Source organism: Flavobacterium gawalongense, assembly GCF_007097265.1.
GTDB lineage: Bacteria > Bacteroidota > Bacteroidia > Flavobacteriales > Flavobacteriaceae > Flavobacterium > Flavobacterium gawalongense.
In genome coordinates this window covers 93523-118232 of the sequence record NZ_VJZP01000003.1, presented here as the reverse complement: position 1 = coordinate 118232, position 24710 = coordinate 93523, and the positions used below count along the sequence as shown (strand labels likewise).

General features: G+C 33.7%; 13 protein-coding genes. 10 read left to right on the top strand and 3 right to left on the bottom strand.

The annotated features are described in order from the left end of the window. Positions 1–139: 139 nt before the first annotated feature. The 3 genes from FNW38_RS03115 to FNW38_RS03105 are packed head-to-tail and all read right to left on the bottom strand — an operon-like array spanning position 140 to position 4157. Positions 140–1888 carry a glycoside hydrolase family 13 protein gene (locus tag FNW38_RS03115; RefSeq protein WP_235890130.1) on the bottom strand — a complete coding sequence of 583 codons (1749 nt, stop codon included), beginning with the start codon at positions 1886–1888 and terminating at the stop codon, positions 140–142. Between the two features lie 36 nt (positions 1889–1924). Next, positions 1925–2833, bottom strand: coding sequence for a carbohydrate kinase family protein (locus FNW38_RS03110; RefSeq protein ID WP_143385972.1), 909 nt, complete (start codon positions 2831–2833; stop codon positions 1925–1927). Next, positions 2826–4157, bottom strand: a complete 1332-nt coding sequence (locus tag FNW38_RS03105; protein WP_143385973.1) for a sugar porter family MFS transporter — start codon at positions 4155–4157, stop codon at positions 2826–2828. The genes FNW38_RS03110 and FNW38_RS03105 overlap by 8 nt, the downstream gene beginning before the upstream one ends. Positions 4158–4659: 502 nt before the next feature. On the opposite strand from FNW38_RS03105, the gene FNW38_RS03100 reads away from it, so the two are divergent. From FNW38_RS03100 to FNW38_RS03055, 10 genes are all read left to right on the top strand, one after another. Continuing rightward, positions 4660–6666 (top strand): glycosyl hydrolase family 95 catalytic domain-containing protein, encoded by a 2007-nt coding sequence (locus tag FNW38_RS03100; protein WP_143385974.1) that lies wholly within the window; start codon positions 4660–4662, stop codon positions 6664–6666. A gap of 794 nt (positions 6667–7460) precedes the next feature. Continuing rightward, positions 7461–10433, top strand: coding sequence for a SusC/RagA family TonB-linked outer membrane protein (locus tag FNW38_RS03095; protein ID WP_235890131.1), 2973 nt, complete (start codon positions 7461–7463; stop codon positions 10431–10433). 11 nt (positions 10434–10444) lie between these two features. Then, positions 10445–11959, top strand: a complete 1515-nt coding sequence (locus FNW38_RS03090) for a RagB/SusD family nutrient uptake outer membrane protein (RefSeq protein WP_143385975.1) — start codon at positions 10445–10447, stop codon at positions 11957–11959. Between the two features lie 298 nt (positions 11960–12257). After that, entirely contained in the window at positions 12258–15575 is a 3318-nt protein-coding gene (locus FNW38_RS03085; RefSeq protein ID WP_143385976.1) for a VCBS repeat-containing protein, read from the top strand. Further along, on the top strand, positions 15568–18828 hold the full coding sequence (locus FNW38_RS03080; RefSeq protein ID WP_143385977.1) for a VCBS repeat-containing protein: 3261 nt from the start codon (positions 15568–15570) through the stop codon (positions 18826–18828). Before FNW38_RS03085 ends, FNW38_RS03080 begins: the two co-directional genes overlap by 8 nt. 34 nt (positions 18829–18862) lie before the next feature. Continuing rightward, the gene (locus FNW38_RS03075; RefSeq protein ID WP_143385978.1) at positions 18863–20188 is read left to right on the top strand and encodes a vanadium-dependent haloperoxidase; all 1326 of its coding nucleotides are present in this window, start codon (positions 18863–18865) and stop codon (positions 20186–20188) included. Between the two features lie 2 nt (positions 20189–20190). Then, entirely contained in the window at positions 20191–21114 is a 924-nt protein-coding gene (locus tag FNW38_RS03070) for a hypothetical protein (RefSeq protein ID WP_143385979.1), read from the top strand. Between the two features lie 139 nt (positions 21115–21253). Further along, positions 21254–22555, top strand: a complete 1302-nt coding sequence (locus FNW38_RS03065) for an MFS transporter (protein ID WP_144064466.1) — start codon at positions 21254–21256, stop codon at positions 22553–22555. A gap of 6 nt (positions 22556–22561) precedes the next feature. After that, positions 22562–23740 carry a glucosidase family protein gene (locus tag FNW38_RS03060; protein WP_144064467.1) on the top strand — a complete coding sequence of 393 codons (1179 nt, stop codon included), beginning with the start codon at positions 22562–22564 and terminating at the stop codon, positions 23738–23740. A gap of 1 nt (position 23741) precedes the next feature. Next, positions 23742–24680, top strand: coding sequence for a carbohydrate kinase family protein (locus tag FNW38_RS03055; RefSeq protein ID WP_143385982.1), 939 nt, complete (start codon positions 23742–23744; stop codon positions 24678–24680). Positions 24681–24710 lie beyond the last annotated feature (30 nt).

Sequence of the window (24710 nt, the reverse complement as noted above, 5' to 3'; positions counted from 1 at the left end):
TTCGATACTCTAAATAGTAAAAGCCGAATAAAAAACTGTTTCTTGAAAAACGAATTTACAATTTATTTGTTGTAATTCAATTTTCAAGAAACAGTTTAATTAGAAATTATCTATTTTGGTCTAATTTGTTGTTTTTTAATTATTGTTTGAGCTCTATTATGATGGCTTCGTAAGGGCGTAAAATATTGTTTTCCAATTTTTTAATTCCAGTGTAATTGTCTAAAATTATTTTAGATTTAGCAGTGGAAATCCCAATGTTGTAAGTGCTGTTTTTATCCGTAAAATTTAATAATATCAATAATTTTTTACCATCTAGTTCTCTTGTATAGGCATATACATTTGGATTTTCGTTGTCTAATAACGTGTATTTTCCATAAACAAGCGTTGGCTCTTTTTTGCGTAATTGCACTAATTTTCTAAAATAATTTAAGACTGAATTGGGGTCTTTTTCTTGCACTTCGGCATTAATGGTTTCGTAATTTGGGTTTACTTTCAACCATGGTGTTCCAGTGGTAAAACCTGCGTTTTGAGCTGTATCCCATTGAAAAGGCGTTCTTCCGTTTTCTCTGGATGTTTGTTTTTGACCTTCTAGAAAGGCTTGTAAATCGCCACCTCTATTTTTTAAACCAATATATTTGTTGCGCGTATCCACATCGGTATAATCCTCTATGGAATCGAATCGAATGTTGATCATTCCTAATTCATCGCCATAATAGTAATACGGAGTTCCTCGCATTGTCATTATAAAGGTAGAAAGCATCTTTGAAGAAATTGCTCGAAATTCAGGGGTGTCATTGCCAAACTTACTCACCATTCTTGGTTGATCGTGATTGCCAAGAAAAATAGAAAGCCATCCTTTGTCTTTAAAGGTTTGATCATATCGAGAAAAAATATCTTTGTACTTTACAAGACCAAAATCATTTAAATGTTTGCCAATATCAACACTTTCAAAATGGTAGGCCATGTTTAATTCTTTTCGATCTGGATCTACAAATAATAAAGCATCTTCAGGAGAACTTCCAGCACCTTCGGCAACGGTCATAATATCATATTTGCTAAAAACTTCTCTATTCATTTCTTGTAAATAGTCATGTAAATGAGGCCCGACTCCGTAGTATTTTATGATGTTTTTTTCATATCCTTTTGGTAATTCTGGCCAAGTTGTGTCTTTAGAAGCAAACTGAAATGCATCCATTCTAAAACCATCAATGCCTTTGTCTAACCAAAATCTCATGATATCATACACTTCATATCTAACTTTTGGGTTCTCCCAATTTAAATCGGGTTGCTTTTGAGAAAAATAATGAAGGTAATAGGAATTTGTTTGCGCATCATATTTCCAAGCCTCACTATTTACATCAAAAAAGCTCCATCTATAAGGCGGTTTCCCTTTTTCGGCTGGCCACCAATGGTAATAATCTCTGTATTTATTATCTCTAGAACTTCTGGATTGTTTGAACCATTCGTGCTCATCGCTACTGTGATTCACCACTAAATCCATGATGAGTTTAATGTCTCGTTTGTGCATCTCTTTTAACAAAAGATCAAAATCTTCCATTGTTCCAAAATCCTTCATGATTTCACGATAATCGCTAATATCATAACCATTATCATCATTTGGAGATGTGTAAATGGGATTGAGCCAAACCGCATCTATCCCTAAGCTTTTTACATAATCCAGTTTAGAAATGATTCCTTTTAAATCTCCAACTCCATCACCATCGCTGTCTTTGAAACTGCGTGGATAAATTTGATATACAACGGCTTGTTTCCACCATTTGGCATCCGCGTTTTTAATTATTGTAGTCTTTTTGTTTTGTGCGATTGTACTCTCAGCTACGAATAGCATCATAGCTGAAAATAAGCATGATTTGATAATAGTTTTCATGATTGTTTGTGTTAATGGTATCTGGATTATTTTGTGTTATTTTTTTGTGGGGTTCATAAATGCATGAATCGCTTTATCTGTTATTTTGGGGTTTGCACCTTCATTTTTTGCTACTAAAGCACCCATGGCACAAGCAAAATCAATAGCATTTTGGGGTTCGTCATTGCTTAACAATTTGTAAAGTAGTGCTGCCAAAAACGAATCTCCGGAGCCTACAGTATCAATGACCTCAATTTTATAGCCACTATTATAATACATTTTTTCGTTGTAATATAAAACGGCTCCATGGCTGCCTTTGGTTACGCAGATGTGTTTTGAATTTGTTTGCTCTGCAATAAAAAGAATATTTTGTTCCAATGAATGATAAGGAGAGTTAAGGAAACTACTTATTTCATACAATTCATCATCATTGAATTTTATAAAATCAGATTGCAGCATTAATCGAATAAGTACTTCTTTAGTATAAAACGGTGCCCGTAAATTGACGTCAAATATTTTGTACTTGGCATAATTGATAAGTTCCAATAAAGTAGTAAACGAAATTAAATCCCTGCAAACAAGGCTTCCGTAAACAAATGCATCAGCTTTTTTTACCACATTTTCAATTTCTGGGTTGCATTCTATTTTGTCCCAAGCCACAGGATAATTGATGGTGTAGGATGCAGAACCTTTTTTGTCTAATTGAACCAATACTTCACCGGTTGAAAAAGATTGGTCGATTTGAATGGTGTTTGTAGGCACACCATTTTCTTTGATAAAATTTAATAGCTCTTTGCCTATTTCATCATTACCGATGCGACTTATTATTTGAGCATTTACTCCTAGAGAAGCTAGGCGGAGCGCGACATTTAATGGTGCACCGCCAATTTTTTTATGTGTAGGAAAAACATCAAACAACACTTCTCCAAAACAAACAACACTGAGTTTTTTTTTGATATTATTCATGGTTAAGCATTTTATGTTCTAATTCTTCTAGTGATAATCCTTTGGTTTCGGGCATCATGAATAATACAAATACCAGTTGTAAAACCATCATAAAGGCAAAAAAGGCAAATATTGGCCAAGGATTTTCTTTAAATAAGTCAATCACAACGGGGCCTGCTAGTGTAATCAAAGCCGCAAATATCCAGTGAATTCCTGTGCCAAATGATTGTCCGTTGGCACGAACATTATTGGGGAATATTTCTGAGATAAAAACCCAAATTACAGCTCCTTGTCCTATGGCATGTGAGGCAATAAACAATAAGATAGAGACCATTAAAATAATAGCACCTAAATTATTGTGAAATGCTAAAGCGACCATTCCTAAACTAACAATATATCCAATTGAACCTATTATCATTAGTTGTTTTCTTCCCAGAACATCTATTAATCGCATGCCAACAATAGTGAATATTAAATTTGTTAATCCAATTAGAATGGAATTAAGCAAAGATTCTTTGGAGGCTAATCCTGCCATTTCCAATATTTCAGGAGCATAATACAAGATGAAATTGATGCCTGATAATTGATTGAAAAAAGCAAGCAGAAAAGCTAATATTACCGGTAGTTTATATTTGTTTGAAAAAATAGTTTCTTTTACAGAAGCATCAATGACATCTTTTTTAATTTCATTAAAACTTTCTAAAGCTTCCTCTTTTTCGTAGATCATTTCCAATACTTTCAAACCGGCGACATCATCTCTCTTTTTTAATATTAACCAACGCGGGCTGTCCGGAATTTGTAAAACAATAATACTATAGATGAATGCAGGAACAGCTACAATTCCTATCATCCAACGCCAGTCATTTACTCCTCCAAAACCTTCGAACAAATAATTGGAGAAGAAAGCAATCAAGATTCCAAATACGATATTGAATTGAAATAAGGCGACTAGCTTTCCTCTGTTTTTTGCACTGGAAATTTCAGAAATATAAATTGGCGCCGCTACTGAAGAAGCTCCAACACCTATTCCTCCTATAAAGCGGAAGAATGAAAATGTATAAGGATCTGGTGCTAATGCAGAACCTAACGCCGATACTAAAAATAAGATGCCAATCCAAAAAAGGGTCTTTTTTCGGCCTAATTTATCACAAGGAATTCCACCGAATAAAGCGCCAAAAACGGTTCCCCATAATGCCATAGACATGATAAAAATTCCATGAAATAATGGCGTGGTGTGCCATAATTCTTTGATTGGCAAATTCGCACCGGATATTACTACGGTATCAAAGCCAAATAAAAATCCCGCTACCGCTACAGTAAGAGACCAATTTCGGACGTTATTCATTTTTTATAGTTTTTTGGTTTGGTTATTTAGTTTAAAGCCTTTTGGTTTTCCCAAATGCCTATTATTTTATTAACAATTAGATTTTAATTTCTTGAATTTCTTCTGACTGAATGCTCAATTTTGTATATGGTTTTTGGGGAAGAGCTGTTCAATGAAGCTATAAATCCAATTATTCAAGAAAATTTCTATTTTTTCAGATGAATTAGCAGTAATGATATCATTGCTTTCTTCTTTTTTACAATAAAATGCTAATAATACGGTCCTTAGAAAGAATAGGATCAATAGAATAGTACTTGCGAACTTCATTTAAAAAAGGATTTATTTTTATATTATCTCCATAAAAATAGAATTCTTTTTTTAAATTATTCAGTCTGTAATAATTAAAAACGTTTTCGTTACATCGAAAACGTTTTCGATTTATATTTAATGTACTATGTCTAAATATTTAATTTTTTAAGGAATTAATTATATAAGTTTGAAAATATTATTAAAAATTACAACTATGATTTCAAATTTTAAAAGTCTGTTCTTAACGCTTTTGGTCAGCCCAATTGTTTTTGGTCAAATAAAATCAGATGAGTGGCATTTATATGCAAACTCCAGAGAAAATTATTATGGAGTTGCTATGGCAAATGGACAAATAGGGATTGTTACAGACGATACGCCTTTAAAAACAAAAGAAATTATCCTAAATGGAGTTTACGATGGCAGTCCTGAAAATGGAATTAGCAGAATTGTAAGAGGAATAGAATTTTTGAATCTTCATTTGACTATAAATAATCAAGATATAAAATCAGATAATATAGATAACTGGAGCCAAGTGGTCTCCATGAAAGAAGGAACAAGTACAACTTCATTTAATTTCAAGGATTTTGCAAGGATTAATTATACGATTTTGACCAATAGAGCAATTCCTTTTTCTGCAATGGCTATTGTTGAAATTATGCCTAATAAAGACATCGAAATAATTGCTAATAATTATATGATTGTTCCAGATGAATTGAAGGACGCTAAAAGTCAATTTCGAGTTTTAAAAGACAATCAGTATATGATGCCTGTTTTTGGAACAACTGCCAGAACATTGACTGGGAAATATATTGTTGCGGCTTCGACGACTTTTCTTTTTGACGGACAAAGCGAATCCCTGAAACAAACTGGTAACGAAGTTGGGTTTACCAAAAAATTATTGAAAGGAAAAAAATACCGATTTGCTGTAGCGGGAGGAATTTGCACGTCAAAAGATGTTACGGATCCTTTGAATGAATCCGAAAGACAACCTATATATGCATTGCAAGAGGGAATTGATAAATTACTGAATCGTCATAAACAAGCTTGGGCTGAATTATGGAATACGGGTGATATTCAAATCGAAGGGGATTTAGATGCACAGCAACGCGTTCGTTTTGCGTTGTATAATTTGTATTCCTACATCCGTCCGGAAACCAGACAAAGTATTGCGCCTATGGGATTGTCTTCTCAGGGATATAATGGTCATATTTTTTGGGATAGTGAACTTTGGATGTATCCAACACTTTTGGCCTTGCAACCTGATATGGCAAAATCATGTTTGGATTACCGTTCAGATCGTTTGCAAAAAGCGAAACAAAAAGCATTTATTTATGGCTACAAAGGAGCGATGTATCCTTGGGAATCTGATGATACTGGAGAGGAAGCCACGCCAACTTGGGCTTTGACAGGAATTTTTGAGCAACATATTACGGCTGATGTTTCGATTGCATTTTGGAATTATTATGCCTACACACAAGATAAGTCATGGTTGAGAAAAGAATGGAACGTATTAAAAGAGACAGCTGATTTCTGGGTGAGTAGAGTGGTTAAAAATCAGGATGGAAGTTTTTCTATTTTAAATGTGGTAGGGGCTGATGAATATGCGCAACATATAGATGACAATGCCTTTACGAATGCCTCGGCTATTGAATCCCTGAAAAATACGATTAAGGCAGCAACAATTTTGAACGAACCAATTAATCCAAAATGGGCAGCAGTATCGGATAAATTGGCAATTCATGTCGAAAATGGTATTACCCAAAATTATAAAGGATATCAAGGGCAAATTATTAAACAAGCGGATGTTAATTTACTAGCGTATCCTTTACACGTAATCACAGATAAAGATCAAATAAAAAGAGATTTGGAATACTATGCCGAAAAAATTGATAAAAAAGATGGCCCTGCAATGGCTTCAGGAGTTTTGTCAGTTTTATATGCGCGATTAGGAGATAAAGAAAAAGCCTACAGTTATTTTGTAAAATCGTATTTGCCAAATAGCCGCCCTCCTTTTGGTGTGTTTTCAGAATCTGCTAATAGCAACAATCCTTATTTTGCCACTGGTGCCGGCGCGATGCTTCAAGCTGTTATTTATGGTTTTGGTGGTGTGGAACAAACTGATCTTGGATTGAAATACAATAAAGGGCTGCTGCCAAAAAAATGGAAGTCTTTAAAGATAATTGGTTTAGGATTAGACAATAAAACTATCACGATAGAATAATAACATAATATGACAGTCCGCAATATGTTCCAAAGGATAAAATAGGACACACAGATAACACGGATTGAACGGATTTTGCACAGATTTAAATAACAGTTTGATTCACCAAGTAAAAAAATCCGTGTAAATCGGTATAATCTGTACAATCTGTGGGCTACTATTTATGCTTTATAAATGTACAAACGACGAAAATTGTATTCGAAATGATTTTAGTCCGCATTACGGATAGTCATATAACATAAAACTAATACTTTCTGCCATGAATACACTTTTTAATCTGTTTGAGATTATTAAAAGGGTTGTATTCGTGGCTTTTTTATAGAAATTACCCAAAAAACAGTTATCTCATTTTTTTTACATAAAAATTATTATAAAAAATAGTGAAATCCAAAAATGCTTAGATTTTAATAAAGTATTCCATAAAAGATAAGTTGAATCATGGTATTTCAATTTAAGATTAGTTTGTTGAATAAGCATATAAAAGGCTCTTGAGTTAAAGAATCTTCAATGATTTTTGTCAAAATACATTTTTATTGATGAATGCTCAAATCTTTAATCTGAGAAATTAATCCAAATTGCTGTAATGTGTTTTTTTTGCCTCTTTTTTTAAATTTTATATAATTTTTATATTAATATTTTAAAGTATTAATTTTTAAAATCGAAAACGTTTTCGGTTCAACGAAAACGTTATAGTTAGTAATTTTCTTAAAATTATCATAAAATTAGTATTATGTTTACGACATATTTTAAAACAAACCATTAAAACAAATTATTAACCAACTTATTTATTACGTATGAAAAATAGTCTACTAAAAGGCTTGATGGTGTTTCTAACGATACTATGTACTAGTTTGGCCTATTCGCAAGATGTGTCCGGTACAGTATCTGATGCTAGCGGTCCGCTTCCAGGGGCTTCTATATTAGTTAAAGGAACAACAAATGGAGCACAAACAGATCTCGATGGAAATTTTACTATCAAAAATGTTGGCTCAAACGCAGTTTTGATTTTTAGTTACATTGGTCTTAAAAGTCAAGAAGTAAATGTAGCAGGAAAAAGCTCAGTTAAAGTAATCTTAAAAGAAGACTCAGCTGAATTAAAAGAAGTAGTAGTTATTGGCTACGGTTCCGTTAGAAAGAAAGATGCAACTGGTGCAGTTGATCAAATTGGAGCAAAAGATTTTGACAATGTATCTTCTCCTTCTCCAGCTCAATTATTAAGAGGTAAAGTTGCAGGTGTACAAGTAACTCAATCAAGTGGGGAGCCAGGAGGTGGAGTTGCAATTAGAGTGAGAGGAAATTCCTCTATTCGTTCTGGTAACGGACCATTAATTGTTATTGATGGAGTTCCATTGGATGGTGGAAATGTTTCAGGTGGTGGAGATGATTTATTAGGAACTTCTTCATCTAGAAATCCATTGAACTTTGTGAATCAAAATGATATAGAAAGTATCAGTGTATTGAAAGATGCATCTTCTACTGCTATTTATGGTTCTCGTGGTGCTAATGGTGTAATTGTAATTACTACCAAAAAAGGAAAATCTAAAGAACCTCAATTGACTTACAGTACGTCAGTGCAATTCAGCAAAATGGCAGGTAAATTTGGTGTGATGAGCGCAGACGAATTTGTTGCTGCTGGTGGAGTTGATAAGGGTTCAAGAACTTACGACTGGAAAGATGCAGTTTTACGTAATGGTTTTTCTATGAATCATGATTTGTCTTTTAGCAAAACAACTGAAAACTCTAATACTAGAGTATCTTTTGGAGCAGCAAACACTAACGGTATTGTAAAAAATTCAGGTTTGGATAAATATAGTGCTTCAGTTTATAATTCAAATGATTTCTTTGGTGGAGCTTTAAAAGTAGAATCAAGATTGATTTATGCTTCTATAAAAGATGAAACTACATTGTTGTCTAATAATGCAGGTTTTATTGGGAATTTGATTGGTACAGCTTTGTATTGGAACCCAACGTTACCTATTTATAATGCAAATGGTTCTTATAATGTAGTAAGTAATACGTATTTGAATCCTGTACAGTTGTTAAATGCTTACAAAGATTATACTAATACTAATAAAGTTTTAGGAAGTATTAATACTACTTGGAAGATTAATAGTCACTTGAAATACCAATTCTTATTTGGTATAGAAAGTTCTACTTCTAGCAGAAAAAGTCAACTGTTGCCAACTATTGATATCTTGAATGTTGCTCAGGCAGCTGTTCCTGGATCAACTGAAGTTAAACATGGTCAGGCTTCAATCAATAGCCAAAACAAGTTTAATAAAACTTTTGAACATACTTTGAATTATAACAATGACTTCGGGGATAACTTTAATTTAGATGCATTAGCAGGATATTCTTATTATGACTATACTGCTGATGGAAGTTTTTCAAGAGGTTTAGGATATGATTTGGCTCAAACCAACTTGATTGACAATATTGAAGGTGGTCTTCAAAATGAGTTTAGAGTTTTTTCTTATAGAAACAGAACTGAATTACAATCTTATTTTGCAAGGGTTAATGCTACTTTATATAAAAAATTAATTCTTACTGGTACTTTACGTTCTGATGGATCTACTAAATTAGGGGTAAATAACAAATACGATTATTTCCCATCTGCCGGTATAGCTTATAAAGTTATAGACAACAAAGAGGGTTTGGTAAACAGTTTCAAAATTAGAGGGAATTACGGTATTACAGGAAATCAAGAATTTGCTCCAAACTCTGCAATTTCAAGAGGTTCTTATGGTATCAATGGTACTTTAAGTATAGATAGTAATGCTAATGCTGATTTAAAATGGGAAACAACTAAGTCGTATGGTGTAGGAACTGATTTTGAGTTGTTTAATAATAAATTGACAGGTTCATTGGATTATTTCCAAAGAGATACCAAGGATTTGATTTTCCCTGTACCTGCAGCTGCTACTCAACCAGGTCCGCCATCGCCACGTTTCAAAAACTTACCTGGTAACTTAATCAACAAAGGTGTTGAGGTTGCTTTGAGCTACAAAGTGATTGATAAAGAAGATTTGACTTGGGATATCTCAGGAAATGCGTCTTTCTTAAGCAATGAAGTTAAAAACTTTGCCGGTTTCATCTCTACAGGTGGATTGAATGGTCAAGGATTGTCAGATGCTTATGCGCAGGTAATTACGAATAATCATCCAGCATATACATATTATATATATGAATGGAGAGGGTATGATGCCAACGGGAACTCTATTTATGCTGACGCAGCCGGTAACGATACTGGTTTAGGTACTGCAGCCAAAAAATTATTAGACAAACAGCCTTTGCCTAAAATAAATGTTGGTTTCTCTACTAATCTTACTTTCAAAGGATTTGATGCGAGTGCTTCTTTTTATGGTGCATTTGGTCATTATATCTACAATAACACTACGAATGCCTATTTCTTTAAAGGAGCTTTCCTTGGAGGAAGAAACGTTACTCAAGAGGCTGCAACTTCTGCTCAGGCACAAGGAGATCCAAACTCGCCATCTACTAAATACTTAGAAAAAGGTGATTTCTTGAGAATGGGTAATTTGACTTTTGGTTATACAATTAAAGGAGATGCTTTAGAGAAATATAAAATTAAATCAGCTCGTTTTTATGTAAACGCTTCTAATTTATTTATAATTACTGGTTATTCAGGGTCAGATCCTGAGGTAGATACTGATAAATCATTGAATGGTGTGCCTTCTGCTGGGATGGAATATTTGTCTTACCCAAGAGAGAAAAGTGTAGCTGTGGGACTTAACGTAACATTTTAATTAAAAAAACAATGAAAAGAATAAATATTATAAAAAGCATCTTGTTTGCCGGTACAGTTGTACTGGGAGTAAGTTGTACTAATCTAGATGAGGAAGTATTAGATGGTGTAGTTATAGGGGGTGGAGCAACTGCTCCGGTTAATACTGCATCTTTGTTAACCAAATCTTACGAAGGATTAAGAAGCTTTCAAGATATAGGCGGAATGTATGCCTTAGATGAAATGTCAACTGATGCTTTAGTGGGGCCTACCCGTGGGGGTGACTGGGATGATAATGCAAAATGGAGACAATTGCATACCCATACTTGGGCACCAGATCATAATGAAGTTAAAGGAGCATGGAACTCTTTGTTATCAAACGTTTACAACTGTAATTTAGTTGTAGAAAACGGTACGGCTACTGAAGTGACTCAGGCCCGTTTTTTAAGAGCTTTTTACTATTATAATGTGATTGATTTGTTTGGTCAAGTGCCTTACAGAGAGGTTGGTAGTTCATTAGAGGAAGATCCAAAAGTATGGACAAGACAAGAAGCAACTGCTTTTGTAATTAGTGAATTAGAGGCTGTTGTTGGAAGTTTACCTGCACGTACTGCTGGGGACGCGAGTATTGCAAACAAGGATGCCGCTCACTTTTTATTGGCTAAATTATATTTGAATAAAGGAGTTTTCAATGCTGCGGATCCTGCCGGGCCTTATGTTTTTGATGCAGCTGATATGACTAAAGTGGTATCTCACGTAGACGCAATAAGTAGTTCTTTGGCAGCTGATTACTGGGATAACTTCAAACCGAATAACAACACTTCACCAGAGATTTTATTCTCTTCTAAAAATTTAAGAGGTGGAGCTGGTGGAGGAATCCAATCAAGATGGAGAGCGGGTATGCATTACAACCAAACACCTGATGGATGGAATGGTTTTGCCACTGTAGCTGAATACTATAACAAATTTGATCCTAATGATAAACGTATCAAAAATGCAGATCCAGCCATTATTGCTGCTTTTGGTAACCCAGTTGGATTTCAAATAGGTCAAATGTACAAACCAGGCGGGGTAACACCATTGCAAGATAGAAATGGTAACCCATTAGTTTATACCGCTGCTTTAACTTTGATTACAAGTGGTGCTACTCTTGAAACAGCAGGCGTCAGAGGTCAAAAATACATACCGGACGCTGCTAATTTAGGTACTCCAGAAAATGACTATGAATTGATGCGTTATTCTGATGCTTTGTTGATGAAAGCAGAGGCTATAGCTAGAGGTGGAGCAGGTAGTATAGGTACAATTATGACAGACATTGCTGTTAGAACAGGAAAACCAGCTTCTCCAGCAACATTAGATGGTATCTATCTTGAAAGATCAAAAGAATTATGGTGGGAAGGATGGAGAAGAAATGATATGATTCGTTTTGGTAAATTCTTGGCAGCAAGAGAACTAAAACCATATGTTTCTGATAACAGATATGTTTTGTTTCCTATACCAGCAGACGCTTTGTTTAATGCGAATTTAAAACAAAACCCTGGTTACTAAGGGCATGTTTACAATTAATTATGTTTTGAATTAGTTATAAAGAGGGTGTTTTTCACCCTCTTTATCTTTTTTACACGAGTCTGTTTTCTTGTTTCTTGTTTCTTTATTAAAGAATAAAAATATTTTTAAATGGTAAACAAAAGAAAGTTAGAAGTCTTTTCTTATTCCTCTTAATGTAGTTGAAATTCGTTCTTTTTTAACATATTTCTGTTTACTTTATTGGGTTATTTATTTTTTTTTATAATGAATATTGTATAAATTGGCATTCTCTAATTACCTAATCAAATAGTATTTAAATATGTTTAATCGTATTATTTTATTTTTCCCTTTTCTCCTTTTTTTTACTAATTGTTCCAAAGAAAACTTAGAAAATAAAGACTCTCTATTCTCCAAACTTGATGCTTCGCAAACAGGAATTAATTTTGTTAATGAAGTTAAGAATGGTGTGGATATGAATGTATTCAAGTACAGGAATTTTTATAATGGAGGGGGAGTTGCTATAGGAGACATCAATAATGATGGACTTTCTGATGTATATTTCACTTCTAATCTTGGCACCAATAAACTCTATCTGAATAAAGGAAATTTTAAATTTCAGGATATTTCTAAAAAAGCAGGTATTGAAGGAACTAAATCCTGGTCAACAGGTGTGGTGATGGTCGATATTAATGCAGATGGTTTACTTGATATTTATGTGTGTAATGCCGGAAATAGTAAGGGTGATCAACAAAAAAATGAACTTTTTATCAATAATGGTAATGATACCTTTACTGAGAAAGCAGATGAATACAATCTTGCCGATACTGGTATAACTACGCATGCTGCTTTTTTTGATTATGATAAAGACGGTGATTTAGATTGTTATATTTTAAATAACAGTTTTATTCCTGTGAGTAGTCTTAACTATTCCAACAAAAGAGATCTACGAGATAAAGACTGGGATGTAGCCGATATCCTTAAAGGAGGAGGGGATAAATTACTGAGAAATGATAATGGAAAATTCGTTGACGTGAGTGCAGCATCTGGTATTTATGGAAGCCTTATAGGTTTTGGTCTAGGAGTTACAGTGGGAGATGTAAATGGCGATTTATATCCAGATATTTATATCTCAAATGATTTTTATGAAAGAGATTATTTATATATTAATAATAAAAACGGAACTTTTACAGAACAAATTCAGGGATGGACATCACACATCAGTCAGTCTTCTATGGGGGCAGATATGGCAGATATCAATAATGATGGTAAAGCTGATATATTCGTTACGGATATGTTACCTGAACATGATGAACGTTTGAAAACTACCACAAATTTTGAAAACTATGATTTATATCTTAGAAAAATAAATTTGGATTTTTTCAATCAATATATGCAAAATACGTTGCAACTCAATAATGGTAACAATCAATTCCTTGAAATAGCCAATCATGCCGGAGTTTCCAAAACCGATTGGAGTTGGGGAGCTTTGCTATTTGATATGGATAATGATGGATACAAAGATATATATGTGTGCAACGGAATTTACCACGATTTAACAAATCAGGATTTTGTTGATTTTTTTGCCAATGAATTCATGCAAAAAATGGTAGTTACAGGCAAGAAAGAAGAAATCGAAACGATTATCAACAAAATGCCAAGCACAGCAATTCCTAACTATGCTTTCAAAAATAATAAAAACCTAACATTTACTAATGAAGCCCAAAAATGGGGATTGGATACGCCAAGTTTTTCTAACGGTGCCGCTTATGGAGATTTGGATAATGATGGCGATTTAGATTTGATTGTCAATAATGTGAACATGGAAGCTTTTGTATACCAAAATAATTCAGAGAAAAATAAAAACAACCATTTCGTAAAAGTAAAACTTAAAGGAGATAACCAAAATAAATTTGGTGTGGGAAGTATAGTTGAATTATTTTCGGATAACGAAATTATTAGACAAGAGTTAATTCCTTCCAGAGGTTTTCAATCTTCTATTGATTATGTGATGACTTTTGGAATTGGAACCAAAAAAATTGATTCGCTACACGTAATTTGGCCAAATGATAAATTTCAGACTCTTAAAAAAATTGCTAACAATTGCACAATCAATTTGAATATTGCAGATGCTAAATTGAATTATGTGCCTAAAAAGGATATCTCAAAACCATTATTTTCTGAAAAGAAAACATCTTTTTTAGCACACAAAGAAAACGATTATATCGATTTTGATTATGAAGGGTTAATCTCAAAAATGCTTTCGCAGGAGGGTCCATCATTAGCTGTTGCTGATATAAATGGCGACGGAAATGAAGATGTTTTTATTGGCGGAGCCAAAGGGCAAGCCGGTAAAATATATTTAAATAAAGGAAATGGTAATTATTCAGTTACTGACCAAAAAGACTTAGATGCAGATGCTAATTTTGAAGATACTGCAGCCAGTTTTTTTGATGCTGATAATGATGGAGATCAAGATCTATTAGTCGGTTCAGGTGGAAATGAAAAATCCGATCAGGCGAATTATAAAAATCGCTTGTATTTGAACAACGGAAAAGGAGTTTTTGTAAAAAGCAAAACCAATATGCCAACAACTAATAATAACGTCTCGGTAATCGCGCCAAATGATTTTGATAATGATGGTGATATTGATGTGTTTATTGGGAGTCGAAGTGTTCCAGGTGTTTATGGAATTGATCCTAAACATTTGTTATTGGAAAATGACGGAAAAGGAAATTTCACAAACGTAACTGATAAAAAAGCATTCAAAATTAACTCGGTTGGAATGATAACCGATGCGGTTTGGGAAGATATTGATAACGATTCCAAAAAGGATTTAATCTTGGTAGGAGATTGGACAGCACCAATGATTTTCAAAAATACTGGAAGAAGATTGACAGAATTCAAATCGAATCTTACGGATTATCACGGTTTTTGGAATACTGTTAGTTGTGTGGATTTGAATAATGATGGTAAGAAAGATTTGGTTCTTGGAAATAAAGGAACGAATACATCGTACAAAGCAACAAATGCAAATCCAATGAAATTGTTTACCAATGATTTTGATAATAACGGAACCATTGAACAAATAGCAACCCGGTCCATTGATGGGAAGGATTTACCAATCAATCTGAAACAAGAATTGGCCAAACAAATTCCATCCATTAAGAAGAAAAATTTGAGTTATGCCGATTATTCCAAGAAAACATTTCAGGAATTATTTGCTAAGGAAGTGGTTGAAAATTCTATTCAAAAGACAGTGAATATTCAAGAAAGTGTAATTGCTATTAATAAAGGAAATGGCAAATTTGAAATAAAACTGCTTCCGAAAGAAGTTCAGTTTTCCTGTGTGAATACTATTTGTACTATGGATGTGAATAATGATGGGATTTTGGATTTAATCTTGGGTGGTAACCAATACGAATTCAAACCACAATTCTCCAGATTGGACGCGAATTATGGCAGTGTACTTTTAGGAAATAAAAAAGGTGCTTTTTCTTGGACACCTTACAACAAGTCAGGTTTCTTCATAAAGGGAGAGGTGAAACAGCTAAAAACAATAAAAGACAAGAATAAAACTGTTTCAATTATAGCCGTTGTAAATGATAATACCACTAAAATATTTAAACGCAATGAATAATTTTTTTAGAATAGGACTGGCTTCATTGCTGTTTATTGGTTGTTCCAAAAAACAAAACCAATTGTTTGAAAAGCTTTCTTCGGAGGAAAGCAATATTACGTTCAATAACCAATTATTAGAATCCAAAAACATCTCCATTTTAGATTATCTCTATTATTATAATGGAGGAGGTGTTGCTCTTGGAGATATTAATAATGATGGTTTGGTTGATGTTTATTTTACTTCAAATCAAGGTAAAAATAAATTGTATTTGAATAAAGGCAATAATAAGTTTGAGGATATAACCGCAAAAGCAGGAGTTGATGGTCAAAGTGATTGGAATACTGGAACCGTAATGGCCGATGTAAATGGGGATGGGTTTTTAGATATTTATGTGTGTGCAGTTGTTGGTATCAATGGTTTTGAGGGGCATAATGAATTATTTATCAATAATAAGGACAATACGTTTACAGAAAGTGCTGCAGAATATGGTTTAGATCTTGATAATTATAGTACTTCAGTTGCTTTTCTGGACTATGATTTAGATGGGGATTTAGATATGTATTTGCTAAATCACGCAGTGCACTCTGAGCTATCCTTTGGGGCAGCCAGTATCCGAAATAATAGAAACTATGAATGTGGTGACAAATTATTTAGAAACGATGATGGGAAATTTGTAGATGTTAGTGTACAAGCAGGAATTTTTGGTGGAGCCAATGGATACGGTTTAGGTTTGGCGGTATCTGATTTTAATTTGGATGGTTACCCAGATATTTATGTGGGCAATGATTTTCATGAAGACGATTACTATTACCTAAATAATGGAGATGGCACTTTTACGGAAAGTTTAAAACAATACTTCGGGCATACAAGTAGATTCTCGATGGGTGTTGATGTTACCGATGTTAATCATGATGGGTTTCCGGATATCTTTAGCTTAGACATGCTTCCTGAAGAGGAGAAAGTCTTGAAATCTTCATTGGGGGATGATAACGCTCAAATGCTAAAAATGAGAACCGAAAAATTAGGCTATCATTATCAGTACACCAGAAATACGTTGCAATTGAATCAAGCAGGAAATCATTTTACCGAAATCGCTTTGTTGAGTGGTGTAGCGGCAACAGATTGGAGTTGGAGTACCTTATTTGCGGATTATGATCAAGATGGGGAACAGGATATATTTGTTTGTAACGGAATTCCGAAGCGTCCAAATGATTTGGATTATGTGAAATACTATTCAAATGATCAAATAAAAAGCAAAATCAACACCACAAAGTTATTGGATAAAGAAGCTTTGAAGCGGATGCCAAAGGGAAGCGTGACGAATTATGTTTTTCAAGGTTCATCTGATTTGCAATTTAAAAACAGATCGAATGATTGGATAGAAAATGATTCTATAATTTCAAATGGAAGCGGGTATGCCGATATTGATAATGACGGAGATTTGGATGTTATTACTAATAATTTAAACAGCGTAGCATCAGTATATATAAATGCAACCAATAAAAATTCTAATTATTTAAAATTGAAATTGCAGTTTGCTGGAAAAAATACTTTCGGAATTGGTGCCAAAGTAATTTCGTATGCCAAAGGTAAAAAACAATTCAAAGAACTACAAACCACAAGAGGATTTGAATCTTCATCAGAGCCGATGATTCATTTTGGTTATGGAAAAATTGGCAAAGTAGATTCTTTAGTAGTTATTTGGCCTGACAAAACATACCAAACATTGAAGAATGTTAAAACGTGTCAAACGCTTACCATAAAAGCGAACAAGGACAGGAAAGCTTTTGATTACAAAAAATTACATCCTGCCGTTTTACCAATTTTCAAAAAAGTGGAAACGGGATTAGGAATTGATTTTACACATCAGGAAAATGATTATATTGATTTTGTTTTCCAAAAATTAATTCCATACCAACGTTCTGATCGTGGATCTGCAACTGCAATTGGGGATTTGAATGGCGATGGAAAAGAGGATGTTTTCTTTGGTGGTTCCAAAGGTAAAAAAGCTGCAATTTACTTTCAAAATCAAAGTGGATTTGCTAAAAAAGAATTTGCTGAAATCGAAAAGGATTCCGTTTTTGAAGACGCTTCGGCTGTAATAGGAGATTTCAATAATGACAAAATCAATGATTTATATGTAGCTTCCGGTGGAGGTGAAAACGCATCTAATTTACAAGACCGACTCTATTTAAATAAAAACAATCAATTTCTAAAAACAACTTTACCAAAATTGACCCAAAACGCATCGGTTGTGAAGACTTTTGATTATGATAAAGATGGTGATTTAGATATTTTCGTTGCAAATAATTCTGTGAATAACAGATTTGGAAGTATGCCGGATTGCTATTTATTGAACAACAATAAAGGAACATTCACTATCGCTGAAAGTAAAACGTTTTCAAAAATCGGAATGGTTACGGATGCAGTTTTTACTGATTTTAACAAAGATGGAAAAACAGATTTAATAGTGGTTGGAGAATGGATGAAACCTACTTTTTTTGCGAATAAAAACGGTAAATTTACGGATGTAACAGCAACGGTTTTTCCGGAAAAAAGCAATGGATTGTGGCAATCGGTAATTTCTTTTGATATTGATCAGGATGGTGATGCCGATTATTTGGTAGGAAACTGGGGAATGAATTCCAAATTTAAAGCGTCGCGGGATTTTCCAATGAAGATGTATTATGATGATTTTGATGCCAACGGATCTTTTGAAACGATTGTGGCAATAGAAAAGAAAGGACAGTATTATACCACAATGAGCCTCGACGAATTGGCAGAACAATTCAGCGGGATGCTAAAAAAGAAATTCAACAGTTATAAATCTTTTGCCGGAAAAACACTCGAAGAAGTTTTTGATCCTAAAATGCTTGAAAAAGGGAAATTATTTGAAGTTCATAATTTGAAATCGGGTTATTTGAAAAACAATAATGGAAAATTTACTTTCGTGCCATTTTCGAATAAAATGCAAGTGGCTCCAATTACTTGTTTTGTGAAATCCAATTTTGATTCAGATGCCAAGGAGGAAGTTTTTGCAGCAGGTAATTATTTTGGAGTTTCCCCTTATCACAGTAGATTTGATGGTTTCTCCGGGGCTTTAATCAAAAATGAAAAAACAATATTTTTAGGAAATCAAATCGGGATTGATTTGACTCAAAAGGCAGTCAGACATTTGGATCTAATCAATTTCAATGGTAAAAAATATGTATTGATTACCATAAATAATAAAAAGGCGGAGTTGTATGAAATGCCTTCAATAAAGAAATAACAATATAAAAAGGAACCTACAAATTAATAAAAAAATGAAAACGAAAATTTTAAGTATTGCGGTGATTTGCCTTCTTTTAATTTCTTGTAAAAAGGATAAATCTATTATAGTTACTACCAATGAATATCATGCGGCAATAGATAATGTGACTCAAATTATGGTTCACGATATATTTTCGCCTCCGGTTGCGAGTAGAATTTTTGTCTACCCGAATATTGCGGCTTATGAAGTAATAGCCCAAAACAGTAAAACCTATGCAAGTCTCCAAAATCAACTGAACGGATTGGATTCTATACCAAAATTAGATTCAAAGAGTGGTGTGAATCAACCAATAGCTGCATTGATTGCACACATGGAAGTAACCAAGCAATTGGTTTTTTCTGAAGAATTAGTGGAAAAATTCAGAGATAGTTTGTATCAAAAATGGAGTGATGAAAATGAAGTAGAGTTTGAAGCTTCCAAAGAATATGGACTTAAAGTGGCTGAACGTATCAAAAAATGGATGGGAAAGGATAATTACAAACAAACCCGAACCATGTCTAAATTTTCTGTTTATGCAAATCAACCGGGAAGATGGCAGCCAACTCCTCCAGCCTATATGGATGCCGTAGAGCCGCATTGGGGAGAAATCAGGACTTTGGTTTTGGATTCGGCTTCGCAGTTTAAGCCAGTGCCTGCTTTGTCATTTTCTTTAGAAAAAAAATCACCATTTTTTAAAGAAGTACAAGAAGTGTATGACATAAGCAAAGAGATGATTAAAAAAGGAGACAATTCAGAGGAAATTAAAATTGCCCAATTCTGGGATTGTAATCCCTATGTGTCAGTGAGTCAGGGTCACATGATGTTTGCCAAAAAGAAAATCACACCAGGAGGGCATTGGATGGGAATTGTACAAATTGCCTGTAGAAAATCGAATGCCGATTTTGCAAAAACAGTTTTTGCCTACACCAAAACGTCGATTGGAATTTTTGAAGGGTTTATTAGTTGTTGGGATGAAAAATTTAGAAGTAATGTGGTGCGTCCGGAAACCGTAATCAACCAAAATATTGATGAAAACTGGAAGCCTTTATTACAAACACCACCATTTCCTGAATATTCTAGTGGTCACTCTGTAGTTTCTAATAGTTCTGCAACTGTTTTGACATCTGTTTTTGGCGATAATTTTGCTTTTGTAGACGATACTGAACTGCAATTTGGATTGCCGAAAAGAACATTCACTTCTTTTGATGCTGCTGCTAAAGAGGCGGCAATGAGCCGTTTTTACGGTGGAATTCATTACAAAGCAGCAATTATTAATGGAATTGGTCAAGGAAAGAATGTAGGTGATTTTATTGTAAAAAAATTAAAGATGATTAAATAACAATGACAGTTAGAAAAAAAATTATAATAGGATTTGGTGCGTTTTTCTCATTGTTTTTAGTTTGGTATTTACTTATAAAAGAGAGTGACTATGTTATTTCATTTGAAGTTAAAACTGCTACAGGAACCGTTTTTCAAGGTGTTCAGGAATGGTCAGCCGCTCAATTAGTAAATCAAAAAGAAAATTATACTACTCTGGAAAAGAGAAATTTTGATTTCATCAAGCAAGAAATGAAAAAAGGGAATGTCCATATGGAATATACTTGGGAAATGAACTCAATTGATGACTCAATAACTTCAGTGACAGTTGGCATAAAAGATTTAAATAATAGTTTGTTCAATAGATTTACTGCTCCTTTTTACAATACCAGTTTTAAAGTGGAGCAAATTAAAAAAATAACTGATTTTAAAAACGGCTTAAATAATTATATAAAAAACTTTAAAGTCAAAATTGATGGTGAAGGTACTTCTGAAGAAACATTTGTAGCATATTTAAAACTGACAAGTGTATTACAGGAAAAAGCACAAAGCATGATTGCCAATAATGGAATTATAACAGGTTTTTTGCAACAGAACAATATCAAGATAATAGGAAGACCTTATTTAGAAATTGAAAGTTGGAATCTTGATAAAGAAACGATTAGCTTTAATTATTGTTTTCCAATTGATAAGAAGGCCAAAATTATCGAAAATGAGCTTGTTAAATTCAAAACATTGCCAGCCATAAGAGGTTTGAAGGCTACCTATTATGGGAGTTTCAGAACTTCTGACAGAGCATGGTTTGCATTGTTGGATTATGCGAAGGAGCATGACATTAAATTAGACAATAAACCACTAGAGCATTTTCTTGCAAATCCTTTTAATGGTGGCGATGAACTGAAATGGGAAGCAAAAATAATTATTCCATTTGCGAAAAATAAAGGTTAAAAATTTAGATTACTTTAACATTTCGAAAACGTTTTCGGTTATTCCGAAAACGTTTTTGTTTTAATTCCTTTCTGAATTGGGAATTTAAAAATTAAATTTAAAAAAAAAATTAACAAACCACCAATGCATCAACCAAAGAATGGGAAGTAAAATAAAATTAAATTTTTGGCAAATATGGAATATGAATGTCGGTTTTTTTGGCATTCAATATAGTTTTGGGTTACAACAAAGTGCTGTAAATCCAATATATGATTTTTTAGGGGCAAGTCCTGACCAAATTCCAATACTTAATCTTGCGGGTCCTGTTACAGGATTATTAATACAACCTTTGATTGGGGCATTAAGCGACAAGACGTGGCACCCAAGATGGGGAAGACGTAAGCCTTATTTTTTTATAGGCGCCTTGATGTGTAGTATTTGTTTACTATTATTTCCTTACAGTAGTTCGTTGTGGATGGCAGCAGGTTTACTTTGGATTCTAGACGCCGGTAATAATACTGCAATGGAACCTTACAGAGCTTTTATTGCTGATAAATTAGATGATGAACAACAACCTGTTGGTTTCCAGATGCAAAGTTTTTTTACCGGTTTGGGACAAACATTGGCCAACTTATCGTTATTTATTTTTCCAATGATTTTTATAGGAAAAACGGGTTCATTGCCCACATGGGTTTATGCTTCGTTTTTTTTAGGAGCATTTTGCTCCATAGGTTCTATATGGTGGAGCATCAGAACTACAAGTGAAATACCCCCGTCAGAAGAAGAATTAGCTCATTTAAGAGCTGAAAAACGAGGTTTGTTTGAGCCAATTGTAGAAATATTTTCAGCAATTGGAGATATGCCAAAAGTGATGTGGCAATTAGCTTTGGTTTATTTATTTCAGTGGTATGCTTTATTTTGTTATTGGCAAAACTCTTCTAAAAGTATTGCTTTGTCTGTTTGGAACGCTACACCTAAAAGCGACCCGGCGGCATATGAAACAGCGGTTGGATGGACAGGATTAGTTAATGGATGGTATAATATTGTAACTTTTTTGACCGCATTTGCATTAGTAGGGTTTGCCAGAAAATACAGTGCGAAAAATGTTCATGCTTTTTGTTTATTATTAGCAGCAATTGGTTTTTTGACGTTTCCGCATATACAAGATAAAAATTTGTTGTTTTTTGCAATAACAGGTTTTGGTATTGGTTGGGCAAGTATGATGGGGATACCTTATCTGATGGTTGTTTCGGATATACCAAAAGAACGATATGGTGTATATATGGGAATCATTAACATGATGATTGTTATTCCAATGATCATCCAAAATTTATCATTTGGTTACATTCTTAAACATTTTTTAAATAATGATCCTCGATTAGCAATAAGCTTTGCAGGTGTTCTCTTACTCATCAGTGCCTTTTTTACACTCTTGATTAAAAGTAAAAAAGCTACAAATTAATACAATATGAATAGTGATTTAAATTACACAAAGGCAATAGAATTGCTTCAAAAAGTATCTTCCTCAGAAGGGTTTCTGGCAAGTGCTCAAAATATTTCCAATTACAAAAGAGTCTGGGCACGTGATGGTGTGATTTGTGGATTAGCTGCTTTAGCTTCCGGAGATGATGATTTGATTGAGACTTTTCGGAAGACATTAGAAACATTGGCTAATAATCAACATTATAATGGAACTATTCCATCAAATGTAATGACGAATGGTGACATTGTTGAAGTGAGTTATGGAGGTTTAGCGGGAAGAGTGGATGCCGTAACTTGGTTTATTATTGGGATTTGCCAATATGCTTTTTATCAAAAGGATTCCACTTTCGTTAAAAAATACGAAAACAATATCTTGAAATGTTTGCAACTTTTGGAAGCTTGGGAATTCAATAATAAAGGACTTTTATACGTTCCTCTATCAGGAAATTGGGCTGATGAATACATTACCGACGGGTATGTTTTATACGATCAATTACTTAGAATTTGGGCTTTAAAAAGTTATAATCATTTTGCAAAAGACAATTCGATTGCGGCTAAAATTGAAAAAATAACCGAACAGATCGAAATTAATTTTACTCCAAATTCAATTGGAGAGAAATACCACGAAAGAGCGTACAATGAAGTGAACATTCAAAAATATATGCCTTGTTCTTTTTCGCCTGCAGGATACAAAATACAGTTTGATGCTTTTGCGAATTCGCTGGCTTTGTATTTGAATATTGGCGATCAAAATTTTCAAAAAAGTATTTTAGAACACGCCATAAATCTTTCAAATGAAAGGCCTTTAAAATTAATTCCCGCTTTTTGGCCACCAATAAAAGAAAGTGATTTAGATTGGAATCTGCTTAGAAATAATTGTAAATACGAATTTAGGAATTATCCAAATGAGTTTCACAATGGTGGCAGTTGGTCCATGGTTAATGGATTTTTCGGATTGGCTTTGCTCGCCAAAGAAAAAGGAGAGAAAGCTAACCAACTTTTGAATGCCATAAATGAAGCAAATGCTATTGAAAATTTTAGTTTTTACGAAAATTTCAATAGTGAAACCAAAGCGCCAAATGGAGTCCCATTTTGTGCTTGGAGCGCAGCAGCAACAGTGATGTTGCATCAAAGTATACATACAAACTTTAAATTTTTAGTTTAAATTGGAAAAAACAATAGACATAATATGCGCAGGAGAAGTATTGATTGATTTCATTGGTCATGAAGTAAATACTTCGATAAATAGAACAAAAGATTATCACCGTTTTCTGGGTGGCTCACCTACAAATGTAGCGGTGAATGCCACAAGATTGGGATTGAAATCCGTATTAGTAGCCACTTGCGGTCAGGATGGTTTGGGAGAATATATTGTTCGGAAATTAAAAGCAAATAATGTAATTACTTCCCAAGTAAGAAAATCAGATACCGAGCCAACCTCCGTTATTTTTGTATCAAAATCAACTGGTACGCCAGATTTTATTCCTTACAGAGAAGCGGATTATCAAATAAACCAAAGTCAAATTCCAGAGGAGTTACTGGAAAGTGCCAAGATTTTTCATACCACTTGTTTTGCTTTAAGCAAAAATCCGGCTCGAACAACGATTTTGGAAAGTGCCAAAAAAGCAAAAGCATTAGGATTACAAACCAGTATTGATATTAATTTTTCGGAAAGAATATGGCCTGATCGTGAAGAAGCGAAACAAGTTTTAAGAGAATATTTGTCAACTGATCCTCTTGTCAAACTGAGTGAGGATGATTGCTATAGACTTTTTTCGGAATCCAAAACTGAAGATTATATTTTTGAATATTTCCATGAATTAGGGGCTTCAACTATTTGCCTGACAAAAGGAAAAGATGGTGTAGTATTATCGGATAAGAATTGTGGAATGTTTCATCAAAAAGCTGCGCATATAGATGAGATAAAAGATACCACAGGAGCAGGAGATGCTTTTTGGACCGGTTTTTTATATGCGCAATTATTGAATAAAGATTTTGAAGAAACCATTACGATAGCTCAAAAATTAGCGGTACTGAAACTTCAGAATGTGGGAAGATTACCGGAAGGAATAAATATTCAAGAGTATTTAAATACCAATTTATAATTCAATTCTACAAACTTAAAGAACTAGGAA

What these genes read in the sequence shown, in the direction of transcription:
- FNW38_RS03115 (WP_235890130.1), bottom strand. Translation starts at nt 1,888, where the DNA reads ATGAAAACTATTATCAAATCATGCTTATTTTCAGCTATGATGCTATTC.
- FNW38_RS03110 (WP_143385972.1), bottom strand. Translation starts at nt 2,833, where the DNA reads ATGAATAATATCAAAAAAAAACTCAGTGTTGTTTGTTTTGGAGAAGTG.
- FNW38_RS03105 (WP_143385973.1), bottom strand. Translation starts at nt 4,157, where the DNA reads ATGAATAACGTCCGAAATTGGTCTCTTACTGTAGCGGTAGCGGGATTT.
- FNW38_RS03100 (WP_143385974.1), top strand. Translation starts at nt 4,660, where the DNA reads ATGATTTCAAATTTTAAAAGTCTGTTCTTAACGCTTTTGGTCAGCCCA.
- FNW38_RS03095 (WP_235890131.1), top strand. Translation starts at nt 7,461, where the DNA reads ATGAAAAATAGTCTACTAAAAGGCTTGATGGTGTTTCTAACGATACTA.
- FNW38_RS03090 (WP_143385975.1), top strand. Translation starts at nt 10,445, where the DNA reads ATGAAAAGAATAAATATTATAAAAAGCATCTTGTTTGCCGGTACAGTT.
- FNW38_RS03085 (WP_143385976.1), top strand. Translation starts at nt 12,258, where the DNA reads ATGTTTAATCGTATTATTTTATTTTTCCCTTTTCTCCTTTTTTTTACT.
- FNW38_RS03080 (WP_143385977.1), top strand. Translation starts at nt 15,568, where the DNA reads ATGAATAATTTTTTTAGAATAGGACTGGCTTCATTGCTGTTTATTGGT.
- FNW38_RS03075 (WP_143385978.1), top strand. Translation starts at nt 18,863, where the DNA reads ATGAAAACGAAAATTTTAAGTATTGCGGTGATTTGCCTTCTTTTAATT.
- FNW38_RS03070 (WP_143385979.1), top strand. Translation starts at nt 20,191, where the DNA reads ATGACAGTTAGAAAAAAAATTATAATAGGATTTGGTGCGTTTTTCTCA.
- FNW38_RS03065 (WP_144064466.1), top strand. Translation starts at nt 21,254, where the DNA reads ATGGGAAGTAAAATAAAATTAAATTTTTGGCAAATATGGAATATGAAT.
- FNW38_RS03060 (WP_144064467.1), top strand. Translation starts at nt 22,562, where the DNA reads ATGAATAGTGATTTAAATTACACAAAGGCAATAGAATTGCTTCAAAAA.